General features: G+C 66.1%; 13 protein-coding genes. 9 read left to right on the top strand and 4 right to left on the bottom strand.

The genetic code is table 11. The annotated features are described in order from the left end of the window. Nucleotides 1–473: 473 nt before the first annotated feature. On the bottom strand, nucleotides 474–3398 hold the full coding sequence (locus tag AC13GF_RS05840; RefSeq protein WP_483003771.1) for a winged helix-turn-helix domain-containing protein: 2925 nt from the start codon (nucleotides 3396–3398) through the stop codon (nucleotides 474–476). A gap of 242 nt (nucleotides 3399–3640) precedes the next feature. Continuing rightward, the gene (locus tag AC13GF_RS05835; RefSeq protein WP_483003770.1) at nucleotides 3641–4120 is read right to left on the bottom strand and encodes a GNAT family N-acetyltransferase; all 480 of its coding nucleotides are present in this window, start codon (nucleotides 4118–4120) and stop codon (nucleotides 3641–3643) included. 133 nt (nucleotides 4121–4253) lie between these two features. Here AC13GF_RS05835 and AC13GF_RS05830 point away from each other — a divergent pair, with 133 nt between their 5' ends. Beyond that, complete coding sequence (locus AC13GF_RS05830; protein WP_483003769.1) at nucleotides 4254–6449, top strand: AsmA family protein; 2196 nt, start codon at nucleotides 4254–4256, stop codon at nucleotides 6447–6449. Nucleotides 6450–6459: 10 nt separating this feature from the next. Here AC13GF_RS05830 and AC13GF_RS05825 read toward each other — a convergent pair whose 3' ends face one another. Both AC13GF_RS05825 and AC13GF_RS05820 read right to left on the bottom strand, forming a co-directional pair. Further along, a complete protein-coding gene (locus AC13GF_RS05825) occupies nucleotides 6460–7134 on the bottom strand; it encodes a ChrR family anti-sigma-E factor (RefSeq protein ID WP_483003767.1) in 675 nt (224 codons plus the stop codon). After that, nucleotides 7131–7754 carry a sigma-70 family RNA polymerase sigma factor gene (locus AC13GF_RS05820; RefSeq protein ID WP_483003765.1) on the bottom strand — a complete coding sequence of 208 codons (624 nt, stop codon included), beginning with the start codon at nucleotides 7752–7754 and terminating at the stop codon, nucleotides 7131–7133. The genes AC13GF_RS05825 and AC13GF_RS05820 overlap by 4 nt, the downstream gene beginning before the upstream one ends. A 133-nt stretch (nucleotides 7755–7887) precedes the next feature. Here AC13GF_RS05820 and AC13GF_RS05815 point away from each other — a divergent pair, with 133 nt between their 5' ends. The 8 genes from AC13GF_RS05815 to AC13GF_RS05780 all read left to right on the top strand — a co-directional run bounded on the left by AC13GF_RS05815 (nucleotide 7888) and on the right by AC13GF_RS05780 (nucleotide 15385). Beyond that, on the top strand, nucleotides 7888–8655 hold the full coding sequence (locus AC13GF_RS05815) for a hypothetical protein (RefSeq protein ID WP_483003763.1): 768 nt from the start codon (nucleotides 7888–7890) through the stop codon (nucleotides 8653–8655). 81 nt (nucleotides 8656–8736) lie between these two features. Beyond that, the gene (locus AC13GF_RS05810; protein ID WP_483003761.1) at nucleotides 8737–9687 is read left to right on the top strand and encodes an acyl-CoA desaturase; all 951 of its coding nucleotides are present in this window, start codon (nucleotides 8737–8739) and stop codon (nucleotides 9685–9687) included. A gap of 1 nt (nucleotide 9688) precedes the next feature. Next, nucleotides 9689–10966, top strand: coding sequence for an NAD(P)/FAD-dependent oxidoreductase (locus AC13GF_RS05805; RefSeq protein WP_483003759.1), 1278 nt, complete (start codon nucleotides 9689–9691; stop codon nucleotides 10964–10966). Beyond that, nucleotides 10963–11730 (top strand): DUF1365 domain-containing protein, encoded by a 768-nt coding sequence (locus AC13GF_RS05800; RefSeq protein WP_483003757.1) that lies wholly within the window; start codon nucleotides 10963–10965, stop codon nucleotides 11728–11730. Before AC13GF_RS05805 ends, AC13GF_RS05800 begins: the two co-directional genes overlap by 4 nt. Further along, nucleotides 11727–12986: a class I SAM-dependent methyltransferase gene (locus tag AC13GF_RS05795; protein WP_483003755.1), complete on the top strand. Its 1260-nt coding sequence runs from the start codon at nucleotides 11727–11729 to the stop codon at nucleotides 12984–12986. Before AC13GF_RS05800 ends, AC13GF_RS05795 begins: the two co-directional genes overlap by 4 nt. A 1-nt stretch (nucleotide 12987) precedes the next feature. Continuing rightward, nucleotides 12988–13533, top strand: coding sequence for a DUF2878 domain-containing protein (locus AC13GF_RS05790; RefSeq protein ID WP_483003753.1), 546 nt, complete (start codon nucleotides 12988–12990; stop codon nucleotides 13531–13533). Beyond that, nucleotides 13530–14315, top strand: coding sequence for a DUF1295 domain-containing protein (locus AC13GF_RS05785; RefSeq protein ID WP_483003751.1), 786 nt, complete (start codon nucleotides 13530–13532; stop codon nucleotides 14313–14315). The genes AC13GF_RS05790 and AC13GF_RS05785 overlap by 4 nt, the downstream gene beginning before the upstream one ends. After that, the gene (locus AC13GF_RS05780; RefSeq protein WP_483003749.1) at nucleotides 14312–15385 is read left to right on the top strand and encodes an SAM-dependent methyltransferase; all 1074 of its coding nucleotides are present in this window, start codon (nucleotides 14312–14314) and stop codon (nucleotides 15383–15385) included. The genes AC13GF_RS05785 and AC13GF_RS05780 overlap by 4 nt, the downstream gene beginning before the upstream one ends. The last annotated feature ends 4 nt before the right edge of the window (nucleotides 15386–15389 follow it).

Genomic DNA, 15389 nt, shown 5'->3' with positions numbered 1-15389 from the left:
CTGTCTCGTCGGCCCTTGCCTAACGCATGCCCTCCCCTTCACAGCGGCCGTCCTGCCACAGTTTGGGGGGCGTAGCATCCAACGCAGGAAAGGCTACCCCTCGCGGCACAACTTTCCCATTCCGGATCACCGGGCTTGATACCGGGACGCAAGGTGCTTGAGCTGCTCGCTGTGGCCGGGGCGGAATCAAGGCGCGTCGCGGCTGCAGCTCGGGCAGTGGAGGGGCGCCGGGGGGCCGTCCTTTCAGGGGCAGCGCGCCTCCGGCCCTTGCCGGCGCGGGGACCGGCGTCAACCAATGGTCATCTGGCCGGGCTGCGGGCAACGGCCTACTGGCTGACAAGGCCGTGGCAGCAAGGACCAGGCTGACGATGCAAGCGTGCAGGCACATGCTGTTTTCTTCACGGTCCGCGAGGATGCGCCAAGCGTCCCCTGCAGGGCAGATGCCGGCATCTACCGGTACCTCATTTTTTTCTCTATTGAGCCACAGGCTCGCGCGTGGCCTGGACGGTCGGGCGAACTTCGTCCTTCCGCTCTGCCGTGGACAGCCAGGCCATCGTCGCGCCGCGCAGGGAAACACGGTCACGCATGTCGCCTGAGCCCCGTGAAGGCACCAAGCTGGCCACCAGGTGCTGCAGGTGAACGTCACCTTCACGCCGGCCATCTGCCTGGAGCCGCTTTGCCAGCGCCAAGGCCTGGTCACGCCGGCCGTGATGCTGGTCATCGGCAATCTGCAGCAGGTCCAGGCGTTGCCGCAACTCGCGCTCGCTGCCTGGAAGCAGCTTACGTGCTCGGTCGGCCCATCGGCGGCTGTCCGCCCATTGTCCACGAACAGCTTCAATCTCGGAACCGACCACGGCCAGTAACGCCTGGTCCAGCGGTGTCAGATCACCCCGGGCGTCAGCGGCCTGCACCTCGCCCATCAGCCGCGCTGCTGCATCCAGATTACCCACCCGCAGCGCCAGGGCCGCCACCTGCATCTGCCTGATCGGCAGCGCCGGATCCCACCCCGTCTGCGGGCCCGGTTCGCGGAAGACCAGGACTCTGGCTGCTTCGTAATGCTGCCGCGCCGAGGCGGAATCATTCGACAGCAGTGCCACCCAGGCTTTGGCCAACGTGGCAATAAAGCGCGAATTTGGGTCGTCCGCCTCACCGCATCCAGCACCTGCTTCTCGATCGCCGCCGGAACCCAGCAGGGTCGTGATCCGCAGAAGCTGACACGCGGCATTGGAACGGTCGGGGCTCCCGCCCTCTGCGACGGCCGGCGACGCCTGCAGCGCCAAGCGGCCAGCCTGTTCAGCGTCACGCAGACGCCCTTGCATCTCGAAGACGCGCGAGACCAGGATGTTGCCGCGAATACCGGCAGTGCCTTCCAGGCCCAGCGCCTGCATCTGCCTGGCCCTCGCCTCGGCCTGGGTCAACTGCAGCGAATGGAGATCCTCCAGGGCCAACTCGATCTCCAGCTGGCCTTGAAGGTTCAGGTTTCCGAGCGACTGCGCTGTCTGCAGGGCCTCACCCAGCCAGCGCAGGCGACTTTCAGCATCGGTGCTGAGATTGGCCAGGGTCACCTGGATATCTGCCGCAAGACCGAGATCGCCGCTGCGCATGGCGCGCTGCAGTGCAGTCGCAACCAGCGTATTGTCATGGGCCGCCTGGCCCGCATGCACGATCGCCAGCACCTCGGCGTACTCTGCATATCGCGGTATACCCGCCTGTTGCAGCAACTGCGCGGCATGCTGGTAGGCCGATTCCCCCTTCGCTGGCTCCATCGTGGCGATTGCCCGTGCTCCCTGGAGCGCCGCTTCGGCTGCCTGTGCACGCATGCCCTCGCCCGCTGCCTCGGCGATGGCCTGTGCGGAAGCGGCGGCTTCGCGCGAACGCTCAAACTCACCAAGCCCGTAATAGGCATCAGCAAAGGCGACGGCGCCTTGGTAACGCGCTGTCACGGAAGTATCGGCCACCACCGTCGGGGCTCCCAGCTGGGAGATGGCCTTGCGGAACTGCCCGGTCTCGATCAACAGCCGCACATACCGGCGCTGATAGGGCGCGTGTGCCGGGTACGCCTGAAGCAGTTCCTTCAGGGCTTTTTCCGCGTCGCGCGCCCGCCTGGGATCCATCTCCAGCTGGCGCGCTTCCAGCGAACGAGCCGCGTTGCCGGGCAACGGCGCCAGCAGCGTGCGCGCCAACTCCATGTGTCGCACCGCCTCCAGGTTCTCGCCCAGGTTGGACTGGGCGATGGCCAGCTGAAGATGCATGAGGCCGAAACGTGGTGCACCGGCCAGGACCTCCTTTGCCGCCTGCTGCACACCGCGCCAGTCGCCCCGGTCGAAGGCGGCCGCAGCCACGGCATACTGCTCGGCGCTGGTGCTGTCCACTTCCAGCGCCGGCCAACGATCTGCCGGCCCAGGCACAAATAGAGTGACCAGCTCCCGTGACAACGCATCAATCGCCGCAGGCGCTTCGGCCAAGCCAACCTCCCTCTCCAGCATCCTGTCGCGGCCCTTCCGCTGAACGCGAGCACGCAATACAACATGCTTGCCATCGGCGCTGCGCACCGCACTGAGCAACACCACGTGAGGGGGGGGCAAGGCCTTGCCCTGCGCCAGATCCTCGCCGTTCAGCAGCTGCACCTCGGGGAGCTGCTGCAGTTTCCAGCTGCTCCATTGGACCAGTAGTTCCGACGCCCAAGGTACATCAGCGCCGGCATTGGACTGCAATGGCATCAAGGCCACCGTCACCGGGGAATCCGTACGTGGCCAGAAGGTCCATAGTGCCAGGCCGGCAACAACCACAAGCAGCGCCGCCGCTGCCGTCACCCATAGATGCCTGCGGCGACGCGGCACAAGTGGTGCAATGCCGGGTTCTTCGGGGGTCGCTGGTGCTGAAGGGGCCTCGGCCGCTACCGGGCCAGCATCGCCATCGGCGTTGGCCGGCGCCGCATCGGCATCGTGGTCGGCTTCCGGAACCGCTTCGGTAACGCTGTCGGCCTCCGCCGCGTGGACGGCGGCCTCTGGATCAGATGCTGCCTCGATCTGCGCAGGATCGCTGACCGGGGGCATCGAATCAAACCACTGCACGGGGCCCGGTGGCTGGAACACATAGCCGCGCTTGGCCACCGTGCGGATCCACTCCCGGCGAGATTCGCCCAGCGCCTTGCGCAGCAACCAGATGCTCTGTGACAGGTTGGCATCATCCACCACCAGCCCCGCCCAGAGCCGATCAAACAGCTCCTGCCGGGTGAACAACCGGTCCGGCTCGGAGATCAACAGCAACAGCAGATCAAAGATCCGGTGCTGCAGCTCAACGCTGCCCTCGGCGGAAACGATGCGGCGAAAGCGGAGATCGATCAGCAGATCTCCAACCTGCAGCGCCTGCGTACCCATGGGCCATGGCGTGCTCATCGGGAGCCCCTGCCTGGTAGGGATATATGGCAGCACGATGGGATCAAGCGGGGGCTCTCCTGGTGGATCGAGGGCTGGCGCAGCCTTACCCAAGGCCACGCCAGTGGTGAGAATGTGACGCCGATTGAAGGATTCATGCAACTGTCCCAGGTCATCCCCCCGGTCTGACAAGCGAAGCCCTTCAGTTACCACGCTCCTCAATCTGCCCCCCGTGCGCCCTGTCAGTACCCGTCGCGAGCGGGCTACAGGAACCTGTGCATCACAAAGACATCCACCAGGCCCAGCGTCCCATGCCGGAACGCCTTCGGTAACGTCCCGACCACTGCAAACCCCAGCCTCCGGTACAACGCCACGGCCGGGCCATTGGTACTGACCACGTAATTGAACTGCATGGCCAGGAATCCTTCCGCCCTCGCCCGCTCCAGGCTGTGCTCCACCAAAGCCCGGCCCACGCCTTGCCCTTGTGCCGGCGCATCCACCACATAGGTGGCGCTGGCCACATGAGCCCCAAGATCAGGGTAATTCGGCCCCATCTTGTACATGCCCACAACCCGGCCCTCCAGCACAGCCACGTAAGGCGTCTGGTCTTGGAACCAATGCGTGCGAAACGTTTCGACCCCAAAAGCGCCGGCGAACGGCAGCGCATCCTGCTTCGCAATGGCTGCCTTCAACATGCACCACAGGGCGTCGAAGTCACTTTCGCTGGCCGGTCGAATGTCCATGCGACTCCTGCAGGTCTGAGGTAGTGACCAGGGCGGACACTATCAGAATCGGACTCCGGCCCCGTCGCTGCTTCACGCGCCACCGCCATCCGCTCCGTAATAGTTGAGGAAATTCCGGCCTTTAGAGCAATAGATGCCCCCTGTTTCCGCGCACATCCCGCACCGGCTTCGACGATGGCGCGTACCTGCCTACGTCCTGCTGGGCATCTACCTGCTGTATCTGCTGGCCGGCAACATCTTCCTCAACACGCCACTGTTCGATCAGATCACCAACCGCAAGCCGCACAAGTTCGTGATGACTACGGGTCCGGCCATCACCCTGCTGCCCGGTCACGTGATCGCCTGGAACGTGCACATGCGCGGCCATGTGAACCACACGGTCTACGTGTTGCACGCAGACCGCGCCAGCGCCCGGTTGGCGGTACTGCCCTTGTTCCAGCGCGAGGTGCGGGTGCCACGCCTGCAGGCCACGGGGGTTTCCGCCGAGATCAGCCGCGTGGAAGACGCCATTCCTTCACCACCGCGCGGCGACCAGGGCTGGACCCTGCGCTTCGATGCCATCCACAGCGACAGCATCCGCAGCGCCCGGCTGGGCAAGCTGCTGATCATCGGCAAGGGCCAAGGTACCGTCGGGTTCCTGAAGCAGCTGCGTGGCGGGCCGTCGGAACTCTTTGAATCCGAAGTTGCGTTCGGCGATGCGGACACCAGTTTTGACGGCGTGCAGCTGTTGGGCGACATGGATCTCACCGCGCACTTCAGCTATCCGCGCCACTACCGGGACCAGGCGCCCGGTCTGGCCAAGTTGAGGCTGCTGCGTGCCCAGCTTGATGTTGATGCCCGCAGTCAGGGCCTGCGCATGGATACCGATGCCACAACGCCGAAGATCTCCAGCGCGCCCGTTCCCGGACGCCTTCAGCTGGCGCTCCACCTGATCGACGGCCAACTGCAGCCCGGCGACCACGCGCTCTGGCAGGTGCCGCTCCACCTGGGCGACGGCGCACCCGATCGCGGCGTGCTGGCACTGCAGCTCAACGTGACCAACGACCTGCGCCTGCAGGCCCGCCTGCCGCCCAAACCCGGCTCAGGCAGTGAAGTGGATGCCGATCTGCACATCAGTGGCCGGGACATCCCCTTCCAACAGCCTGCCCAGCTGCTGCAACGCAGCTCTGGCACCGTGCGCGGCGAATGGACGTTCACCTCGCTCAACTGGATCCCTGCCCTGTTCGTCCGCAAGCCGTGGCTGCAGCTGGACGGCGGCGGCACGCTGAAAGCGGATCTGCGCGTGCGCAACGGTGAACTGATCGAAGGCAGCACCGTGGACATCCCGGCCGCCGAAGCCGTGGCCGAAGTGGCGCGCGTACGCCTGGCGGGCACGGCCAGCGCCCATGGTGAGTTGACGGCCGGCAGCCCCAGCCAGGCACAGCTGGCTGTCCGGCTGCCGCGATTCACTGCGCGGCCAACCGATGCCAAGGACGTGCGCCTGTTCGACGGCCGTGATCTGGCCCTGGACCTGGCCGGCGATGGTCGCCTGCAGGAGCTGCGCAAAGGTGTCCGCGCGCATCTGCGCTTCAGCGAAGCAACCATTCCTGATCTGACCGCCTACAACCGTTACCTTGGCTCGCCACAGGTGCGACTGCTGCGTGGCACTGGCAGCCTGAGTGGCGATGCCACGCTAGACACCGATGGGCGCGTCGGTCATGGCACCGCCCGCCTGCTGGGGCGCAACGCGAGTGCCAAGGTGGCAGGGCTGGACATGGGCGGCGATGTCGACGTGAATGCAACACTGCGCCGCGGCGACTTCAACCAGCGTCATTTCGACCTGTCCGGCACCACGGTCGAGCTGCGCAATGTGCAGGTGGCGGGCATGGAGCGCACATGCGCCTGGAAAGGTCGCGCGGCCTTCAAGCGTGGCCGAATCGATGCGCAGCCGCCGTTCCAGGTCGATGCCACCACAGATCTGGATCTCAGCGATGCCCGTCCGTTGCTCGCGCTGTTCGCAGAGCGCACCGACTACCCGCGCTGGACCCTGTCCCTTCTGGATTCTGGACAGGTGCAGGCACAGGCGACGCTGCGCTGGCGGCCTGGCCATCTGGTCATCGATGGACTGCAGGCCGAGAACGATCGCCTGTCGGTACGCGCGCGGCTGGATCTGCTGGAACAGCGCAAACGCGGCGATCTCTACCTGCGCTGGGGACTGCTGGGCGCGGGCATCGAGCTGGACGGCGACCAGCGCCAATGGCATCTGGCGAAGGCGCGGCAGTGGTTCGACGAACGCCCTTCCCTGTTGCCGGCCAGCGAAGGATCCAGTGCCATTGGAACTTCAGATTGAACGGAATCCGCTAGAGTTTCACGAAACGCTGGATCTTCCGGGCCAGCCAACCACTGAACACCAACGGCGCATCCAGCGCTGACACGCAGATGCAGGGAACCCCGGGCGCAGTAACCGGCTGATGCTCCACGTCTTCATCCAGATCCGCCACGTCGCCCGGTGCGAACAACCCCAGCGCATCGTTGTACGAGCCCCGAAGGATCTGGGTCAGTTCGCTGCGACCATGGCTGTGCATGGGCAGGCATTTGCCCGGGGCGATCTTCAGCATGATCAGCGAAGGCATCTGCTCGGCACGGATGCAGTGCACGCCCGGCGCCATCCAGCGCCAGCGCAGGCCGCTGAGCGAGGCGCCGAAATACGGATGCAGCGAGGCAGGCAGATCATCCGGATTGGCCTCTGGCCGCTCCTTCGGCACAGGACGCATGCAATCCGCCATGGCAATCGGCGTTTCCGTGGCCAGCTGCATCAGCATCGCCTCGCGCAGTTGTTCGCGGCGCGTGTCGGCTGCAGACGGCTGGGTCTGCTCCAGCAGCACCGAGCCGATCGCTTCGGCATCGCGCAGGCGCTGACGGCAATGCGGGCACTGCTCCAGGTGGGCACCGGCCACGATGCTCAACGGTGCTGGCAGCGCGCCGGCGGCATAGCTCATCAGGGTGGATTCGTGCAGGTGGTGGTGCGGATTCACAGCACACCTCCCACTTTGGCCTGCAGTTGCAGGAACGCGCGACGCAGGTGTGATTTGACCGTTCCCAGCGGCATGCCCAACGCCTCGGCAATTTCGCTGTGGCTCTTGGCCTCGAAATAGGACATCCGCACCAACCGCGCCTGCACCGCGGGCAGCTCGTTGATACGCTGGCGCAGGCGCGCCTGGTCGGCGAACTGCTCGGCGCTGCTGCGTTCGATCACATCCAGTGTTGCCGCGTCCTCCACCGCCGCCTGCACCTGCATCCAACTGCGCTCACGGCGCACTCGATCGATATGCAGGTTGCGCGCGATGCGATACAGCCAGGTACTCAGTGCGCCCTGTGCCGGGTCGAACTCGGCGGCCCGCAACCACAGCCGCAACAGGCATTCCTGCGCCACCTCCTCGGCCACGGCATCGGGTGCACCCAGGCCGCGCAGGTAAACGCACAAGCGCGGCATGAAGTAGTCGTAGATCCGCATGAAACAGTCGCGGTCGCGCAGCCGCGCCACGCCGTCCATGTCACCGGCCCAGTTCGTCGGCTCGCTGCTCGGCTGCTGGGAACTGGACACGGTGCGTGCGGTATCGAAGTTGAGGAGTGTGCTGGCGGCGTCAGGGTACATCTGCGTTCGCGGCGGGCGGGTGAAGGTCTGTCCTCTGTACGCACAGGGGCAGCAATTGGATGCAGTCAGCCCTGCGCATCCAACCGACCGCCCCCACCGTATGACCTGGGCCCTCCCCTTCCGGATGAAGACCATGCGCACTGCCTGGCTGCTGCTGTGCCTGCCCCATGCCGCGCTGGCGGCACCCTGGCTGCGAGGTGAGGGCGTGGCCACCTCCGCGCAGGGCGACATCCTCTACCGTGAAGTGCACTGGCGCCGCGAGGCGACGGAGGGTGCCGAGCGCTGGGTGCTGTACCAGTGCCCGGATGGCCAACCCTTCGCCCGCAAGCATCTGCCCGCCAGCGTCCGGCCGCAGGCACGGGGTTATTCGCTGGAAGACCGCCGCAGCGGCCAGACCGCTGAAGTCGACGTCACTGGCGATTCGGTGTCGATTGTCTGGAAGGAGGATGCCGTCAGCGAGCTGCGTCGGCGCCGGCTTGAACTGCCGCTGGACGCGGTGATCGATGCGGGGTTCGACGCCGCAGTGCGCCTGCACTGGCCCGCGCTGCTGCGCGGCGAACGCATCCGCCTGCCCTTCCTGGTGCCGGGGCGGCAGCGCTACTTCCCGGTGCAGGTGCGGCACATCGGTCCGGTTCGTTGGCAGGGCATCGATGGCCAGTCGATCGAGGTCAGCCTGGACACCTGGTACGGCGGCGTCGCGCCGCGGCTGTCATTGGTCTATGCCAACGCCGACCGTCGCTTGCTGGAGTTCCGCGGCACCAGCAACCTGCGCGATGCCCGCGGCAGCTATCCGCAGGTGACGGTGCGCTTCAGCTCGCCAGCTGCCGAGCGACCGGCCGGTGACTGGCAACAGGGGTGGACGCAGCCTCTGGTTGAGCGTTGCGCCGTGACGCCAAGGTGAAGTCGAAATTTTCCGCGTCGCGTCGCATCCATTGCACGCGCTGCTGCGTACAGGTAGACACGACACCCGCCGAGATCCGCCATGGCCTCTGTAGCGCCCCTCCCCCGTCGACGTTGGCGCCTGCTGCGTACGTTGCAGCGCTGGATCGATACCGGCAACGCCGCAGAGACCACCGGTGAACAGCCCGGCCGCATCGACTGGGTGCGCGCGGTACCGTTCGCACTGATGCACCTGGCATGTATCGCGGTGCTCTGGGTAGGCATCTCGTGGACAGCGGTGATCGTTGCCGCAGCACTCTATGCGGTGCGCATGTTCGCCATCACAGCGTTCTATCACCGCTACTTCTCGCACCGGACCTTCCAGGCATCACGAACGGTGCAGTTCGTGTTCGCGGTGATCGGCGCTTCCAGCGTGCAGCGAGGGCCGCTTTGGTGGGCCGCCCATCATCGCCATCACCATCGGCATGCCGACCAGCCATTGGATCCGCACTCCCCGCGCGAAGGCGGCTTCTGGCGCAGCCACATGGGCTGGTTCCTGACCCGCGAGGCGTTCGCCACGGATCTGTCGCGGATACCGGACCTGGCGCGCTTCCCGGAGCTGCGCTGGCTGGACCGCTTCGATACGGCAGTACCGGTACTGCTGGCCGCAGCGCTGTACGCACTGGGTGCTGGGCTGGAGCGCTGGGCACCGGGCCTGCACACCACGGGCCCGCAGCTGCTGGTGTGGGGCTTCTTCATTTCCACCATCGTGCTGTTCCATGCCACCGTCACCATCAATTCGCTGGCGCACCGCTTCGGTCGCCGCCGCTTCGAGACCCGCGACGACAGCCGCAACAACCTGTGGCTGGCGCTGCTCACCTTCGGCGAAGGCTGGCACAACAACCATCACTTCTTCCCGGGCACTGTCCGCCAGGGCTTCCGCTGGTGGGAAGTGGATCTGACCTGGTACGGGCTGCGCGCAATGGCGGCGCTTGGCCTGGTCAAAGGGCTCAAGCCCATTCCCGAGTGGGTTCTGGCCAAGGCGAGGTACTGACATGCGCATCGCGGTCATCGGCTCGGGTATCGCGGGATTGGCCAGTGCGTGGTGGCTGGATGGCCAGCACGACGTCACGCTGTTCGAGGCCAACGACTATCTCGGTGGCCACACCCACACCCACGACGTGCAGGTGGCAGGCACGCGCATGGCGGTGGATACGGGCTTCATCGTGTTCAATCCCCTGCACTACCCGCTGCTGACGGCGCTGTTCGATGAACTGGGCGTGGCCTCGCAACCAACCACGATGAGCTTCTCCATGCATAGCGAGCGCAGTGGCGTGGAGTACAACGCCACCTCGCTCGATGGTCTGTTCTGCCAGCGCCGCAACCTGGTGTCGCCGCGGTTCTGGGGCATGCTGGCCGACCTGCGCCGGTTCTATCGGGATGCGCCGTTGCTGCTGGCCGAGGAAGACGGCCCCACGCTGGGCGAGTACCTGCGCAGCCAGCGCTATGGCGAAGCCTTCATCGACGAGCACCTGCTGCCGATGGCCTCGGCACTGTGGTCCTCACCGGCGGCCACCGTGCAGGACTTCCCGGCACGCTACCTGGCCCAGTTCATGGCCAATCATCAAATGTTGCAGATGACCGGGCGGCCGAGCTGGCGGGTGGTCAGCGGCGGATCGGCGCGCTACGTGGATGCGCTGCGTCGCCGCTGGCGCGTGCATGAGCGGCTGCAATGTCCGGTCAGCAGAGTCGAACGCATGCCCTGGGGTGCACGCGTGCACAGCGCCGCCGGCGTGGAGGCTTTCGACGAAGTGATCCTGGCCTGCCACAGCGACCAGGCGCTGGCGTTGCTTGCCGACGCCGATGCCATCGAGCGCGAGGTCCTCGGTGCCATCCGCTATCAGTCCAACGAGGCGGTGCTGCATACCGATGCCTCGTTGCTGCCGCGCAACCGCAAGGCGTGGGCGGCGTGGAACGCGCACGTGCCACAGGATCACGCCGCACCCTGCACGGTGAGCTACTGCATGAACCTGCTGCAAGGCCTGGCCGGTGACACGCCCCTGGTCGTGACCCTCAACCGCAGCGAGGCAATCGACCCCACCAAGGTGCTGCGCACGCTTCATTACGCGCACCCGGTACACGATTACGCTGCAGTGCGGGCACAGCAGCGCTGGGCGGAACTGCAGGGGCGCCGCCATACCTGGTTCGCGGGCGCCTACTGGGGCTGGGGCTTCCACGAGGACGGCATCCGCAGTGCCCGCCGAGTGGTGGACGCGATGCAGGCCTGCGCTCCGCATCGGCTGGCATCCGCCTCGGATGAGGTGGCGGCATGAGTGCCAGCGCACTCTACATCGGGCAGGTGATGCATCGCCGGCATCATCCGCATCCGCATGCGTTCCGCTACCCCATCGCGCAGCTGCTGCTCGATCTGGACGAGCTGGATACGGTGTTCGCCGGCCGCTGGTTGTGGTCGGTCAATCGCCGCAACCTCGCCGAGTTCCGTCGCAGCGACTACTTCGGCGATCCCGCACGGCCACTGGCCGATGCAGTCCGCGACCACGCTGCCGGCACGCTCGGCTACCGGCCGACTGGCCCGGTTCGCCTGCTCACCCATCTTCGCTTCGCCGGGCACGTGTTCAATCCGGTCAGCTTCTACTACTGCTACAAGGCCGACGGCAGCACGCTGGACTGCATTGTCGCCGAGATCACCAATACGCCCTGGAAGGAACGGCACGCCTATGTGCTGCCGCTCGCTACCGCCACGCACGAAGGCAGTTCACTGCGCTGGCAGTTCGACAAGTGCTTCCATGTCTCGCCGTTCATGCCGATGGACTGCCGCTACGACTGGCGGTTCAACCGCCCGGACCAGGATCTGCGCGTGCACATGCAGGTCTGGCGCGACGGCGTGCGCCAGTTCGATGCCACCCAGACCATGCAGCGGCGTGCCCTGGACGGCCGCGGGCTGGCCCGGGTCCTGGCCTGCTATCCGCTGATGACCACCCAGGTCGTGGCCGCCATCCACTGGCACGCACTGCGGCTGTGGATGAAGCGCAACCCCGTGCACGACCACCCCACCCTTGCCGAGAAACCGCGATGAACTCGATGACTCCTTCGGTCGCGTTGCCGCGCCCGGGCGCCTTGGATGCTTTCCTGCGCCGCCGCCTGCTGGCCCAGCTTGCCCCCCTGCGCGATGGTCGACTGTGCGTGCGTGATGCACTCGGTGAAGCCTGGCTGGGCGACGCCCGTGGCGAACAGCATGTCACGGTCACCATCGATGACCCGGCGTTCTATCGCAAGGTTGCTGCGCAAGGCAGCGTGGGTGCAGGTGAAAGCTACATCCAGGGCGAGTGGCACTGCGATGATCTGGTGGCACTGATCCGGCTGCTGGTGCGCAATCGCGACCTGCTCGACGGCATGGAGCGCGGCCCGGCCCGCGTTGGCGGCTGGCTGCTGCGGGGCTGGAACCGCCTGCGCCGCAACAGCCGTGAAGGCAGCCGTCGCAACATTGCCGCGCACTATGACCTGGGCAACGATTTCTTTGCCCTGTTCCTGTCGCCGGACCTGATGTACTCGTCGGCGCTGTTCACCAGCGAATCCGAGTCATTGGAATCCGCTTCGCGGCGCAAGCTTGACCGCATCTGCCAGCAGCTCCAGCTCAAGCCCGGCGACCGTGTGGTGGAAATCGGCACCGGCTGGGGTGGTTTCGCGGTACACGCCGCCCAGTACTACGGCTGTCATGTCACCACCACCACCATCTCTGCCGAGCAGCATGCGCTGGCCACCGAGCGCGTGCGGAACGCAGGGCTGCAGGACCAGGTCACGCTGCTGATGCAGGACTACCGCGACCTGCAGGGCCAGTTCGACAAGCTGGTATCGATCGAGATGATCGAGGCCATCGGCGCCGAATACCTGGACACCTACATGGCGACGCTGCAGCGCCTGCTCAAACCTGATGGCGTTGCCCTGCTGCAGGCCATCACCATCGAGGACCACCGCTACGAACAGGCCCGGCGCAGCGTCGACTACATCAAGCGCTATGTATTCCCGGGCAGCTTCATCCCATCGATCAACGCGATCATGGCTGCCAAGACGCGCTCCAGCGACCTGCAGCTTATCGCCCAGCAGGACTTTGGCCACTCCTACGCACTGACCCTGCACGCCTGGCGCCAGCGCTTCCTGGCCCAGCTGCCCGCAGTGCAGGCGCAGGGCTTTGACGCGCGCTTCTGCCGGCTGTGGGAATTCTATCTGGCCTACTGCGAGGGCGGCTTCCTGGAACGTTCGATCGGCGTCTCGCATCTGCTGCTGGCCCGTCCGGACCACCGGCCCGTTCTCGCTGCCGCCGACAGCCACTGACATGCGCCGCTTCTGGGCCAATCTGCTCGGCAACCAGCTGGTCTGGCTGTGTGCCGTGGCCGGCGCGGGGCGCGGCTGGCAATGGCCGGCGCTGCTGGCCGCGATGATCTATATCGGCAGCCAGCTACTGACCTCGCCGCAGCCCCGGCTGGATCTGCGCCTGATGCTGTTGGCGCTGGCCTGCGCATGGCTGGTCGACGCCAGTGCCGCCGCCAGCGGTACAGTGCGCTACGCGGCCGCCCCACTGGGTTGGGTGCCGCCGCCCTGGATCATGGCGTTGTGGGCGGCGTTCGCGATGACGCTGACCACGTCGATGCGCTTCCTGCAGCGTCACCCGGCACTACCGGCCCTGTTCGGCCTGTTGCTGGCACCTCTGGCCTATGTCTCTGCCGCACGTGGATTCGATGCAGTGCGGTTCCCCGATCCAGTGTGGCCAGGACTGCTGGTCCTGGGCACCGGCTGGAGCATCGCGCTTTCCCTGCTGTGCTGGACCGCCGGTCGTGGCATGCACATTCCACAGCCGCCCTTCGCAGGAACGTCGTCATGATCAATCTGATGTGGGTACTGCTGTACGCCGTGCTGGTGATGAGCTGGGGCTGGGCCTGGCAGCGCCGCCACCACAACATCGGCGTGGTCGATGTGCTCTGGGCCAAGGGCGTGGGCGCCTCGGCCCTGTTGCTGGCGCTGCTTGGCGACGGTGCGGTGATGCCGCGGGTTGCGCTGGGCGTGCTGGGGGGACTGTGGGGCAGCCGCCTGGCCCTGCATCTGTGGCATCGGGTCCGTCACGATCAGGAGGACGGACGCTACCGCTACCTGCGCGAGTACTGGCACGGGCATCAGGGCCGGATCTTCGGCTTCTTCATGGCGCAGGCGCTGCTGATCGTTCTGTTTGCCCTGCCCTTTGTGTCAGTGGCTGCCAACCCTCGGGCCGACCTGACCCTGTGGGTGGTGGCTGCAGCGCTGGTCTGGCTGCTGAGCGTCGGCGGCGAGACCCTGGCCGACCGCCAGTTGGCCCGCTTCCGCGCCATTCCAGCGAACAAGGGCCGAACCTGCCGCGATGGGCTCTGGCGTTACTCCCGCCACCCCAACTACTTCTTCGAGTGGCTGCACTGGTTCAGCTATGTCCTGCTCGCGGTCGGCTCTCCACTGTGGTGGCTGCCCTGGGCCGGCCCGCTGCTGATGTACGTGTTCCTGCGCTATCTCAGCGGCATTCCGTTCACCGAGAAACAGGCACTGCGCAGCCGTGGCGACGACTACCGCGCCTACCAGCGCAGTACATCGATGTTCTTTCCCTGGTTCCCCCGTACTTCCAAGGAGCATTCCGCATGAGCGCGATCCCGTCACTGAACCCGGCCGAAGATGCGGAAACCGGGCTGATCGCCTGGGCCGAACGTGGACTGGTCCCCGATGCGGCGCTGCGTGCGGGCATCCGCCGCTTGTGTACGCAACGCCTGCAGGAGGAAAGCGAAGGCGGCATCGAAGGCCAATCCGCACGCTTCAGCCAGCGCATTGCCGAGCTGGCCGACAGCCCACTCGCGCTGCATACCGACGCGGCCAACCGCCAGCACTATGAAGTGCCTGCAGCCTTCTTCCAGGCCTGCCTGGGCAAGCGGCTGAAGTACAGCAGCTGCTACTACCCCACCGGGCGCGAAACGCTGGACCAGGCGGAGGACGCCATGCTGGAACTGTACGGCCAGCGCGCCGGATTGGCCGATGGCCAGCAGATTCTTGAGCTGGGCTGCGGCTGGGGCTCACTGACCCTGTGGATGGCCGAACGCTATCCGCAGGCGCATATCACCGCCGTCTCCAACTCGCACAGCCAACGCCAGCACATCATGGCGCAGTGCCACGCACGCGGCCTGGGCAACGTCGAGGTGTTGACCCGTGACGTCAACCAGCTTGACCTGCCAACAGCGCGGTTCGACCGCTGCGTCTCGGTGGAGATGTTCGAGCACGTACGCAACTACGAGCGCCTGCTGGCAGGCATCGCGCGGTGGCTGAAACCGGATGGCGCGCTGTTCGTGCACATCTTCGCCCATCGCACACTGATGTATCCGTTCGAGACCGACGGCGGTGACAACTGGATGGGTCGCCACTTCTTCACCGGCGGACTGATGCCGGCGGCCGACACGTTGCTGCATTTCCAGCGCGACCTGCGCCTGGACCAACGCTGGTTGCTGGACGGCACCCACTACCAGCGCACGGCCGACCACTGGCTGGCCAACCAGGATGCAGCCCGCGAGCAGGTGATGCCGGTGTTGATCGCTACCTACGGCCAGGCTGCAGCGAAGGTCTGGTGGCAGCGCTGGCGGATGTTCTGGATGGCATGCGCCGAGCTGTTCGGCTACGACGACGGCCAGCAGTGGCTGGTGGCCCACTATCTGTTCCGACCCCGCTGAGGTG

The organism is Stenotrophomonas sp. 22LJNL06-5-1 (genome assembly GCF_056861455.1).
This window is presented reverse-complemented; position numbering and strand designations above follow the sequence as displayed.

Bases quoted from the DNA above. Each gene is read 5' to 3' on its own strand.
- AC13GF_RS05815 (WP_483003763.1), top strand. From the start codon at position 7,888: ATGCGCACTGCCTGGCTGCTGCTGTGCCTGCCCCATGCCGCGCTGGCG.
- AC13GF_RS05800 (WP_483003757.1), top strand. From the start codon at position 10,963: ATGAGTGCCAGCGCACTCTACATCGGGCAGGTGATGCATCGCCGGCAT.
- AC13GF_RS05835 (WP_483003770.1), bottom strand. From the start codon at position 4,120: ATGGACATTCGACCGGCCAGCGAAAGTGACTTCGACGCCCTGTGGTGC.
- AC13GF_RS05785 (WP_483003751.1), top strand. From the start codon at position 13,530: ATGATCAATCTGATGTGGGTACTGCTGTACGCCGTGCTGGTGATGAGC.
- AC13GF_RS05840 (WP_483003771.1), bottom strand. From the start codon at position 3,398: ATGAGCACGCCATGGCCCATGGGTACGCAGGCGCTGCAGGTTGGAGAT.
- AC13GF_RS05820 (WP_483003765.1), bottom strand. From the start codon at position 7,754: ATGTACCCTGACGCCGCCAGCACACTCCTCAACTTCGATACCGCACGC.
- AC13GF_RS05805 (WP_483003759.1), top strand. From the start codon at position 9,689: ATGCGCATCGCGGTCATCGGCTCGGGTATCGCGGGATTGGCCAGTGCG.
- AC13GF_RS05810 (WP_483003761.1), top strand. From the start codon at position 8,737: ATGGCCTCTGTAGCGCCCCTCCCCCGTCGACGTTGGCGCCTGCTGCGT.
- AC13GF_RS05830 (WP_483003769.1), top strand. From the start codon at position 4,254: ATGCCCCCTGTTTCCGCGCACATCCCGCACCGGCTTCGACGATGGCGC.
- AC13GF_RS05790 (WP_483003753.1), top strand. From the start codon at position 12,988: ATGCGCCGCTTCTGGGCCAATCTGCTCGGCAACCAGCTGGTCTGGCTG.
- AC13GF_RS05780 (WP_483003749.1), top strand. From the start codon at position 14,312: ATGAGCGCGATCCCGTCACTGAACCCGGCCGAAGATGCGGAAACCGGG.
- AC13GF_RS05795 (WP_483003755.1), top strand. From the start codon at position 11,727: ATGAACTCGATGACTCCTTCGGTCGCGTTGCCGCGCCCGGGCGCCTTG.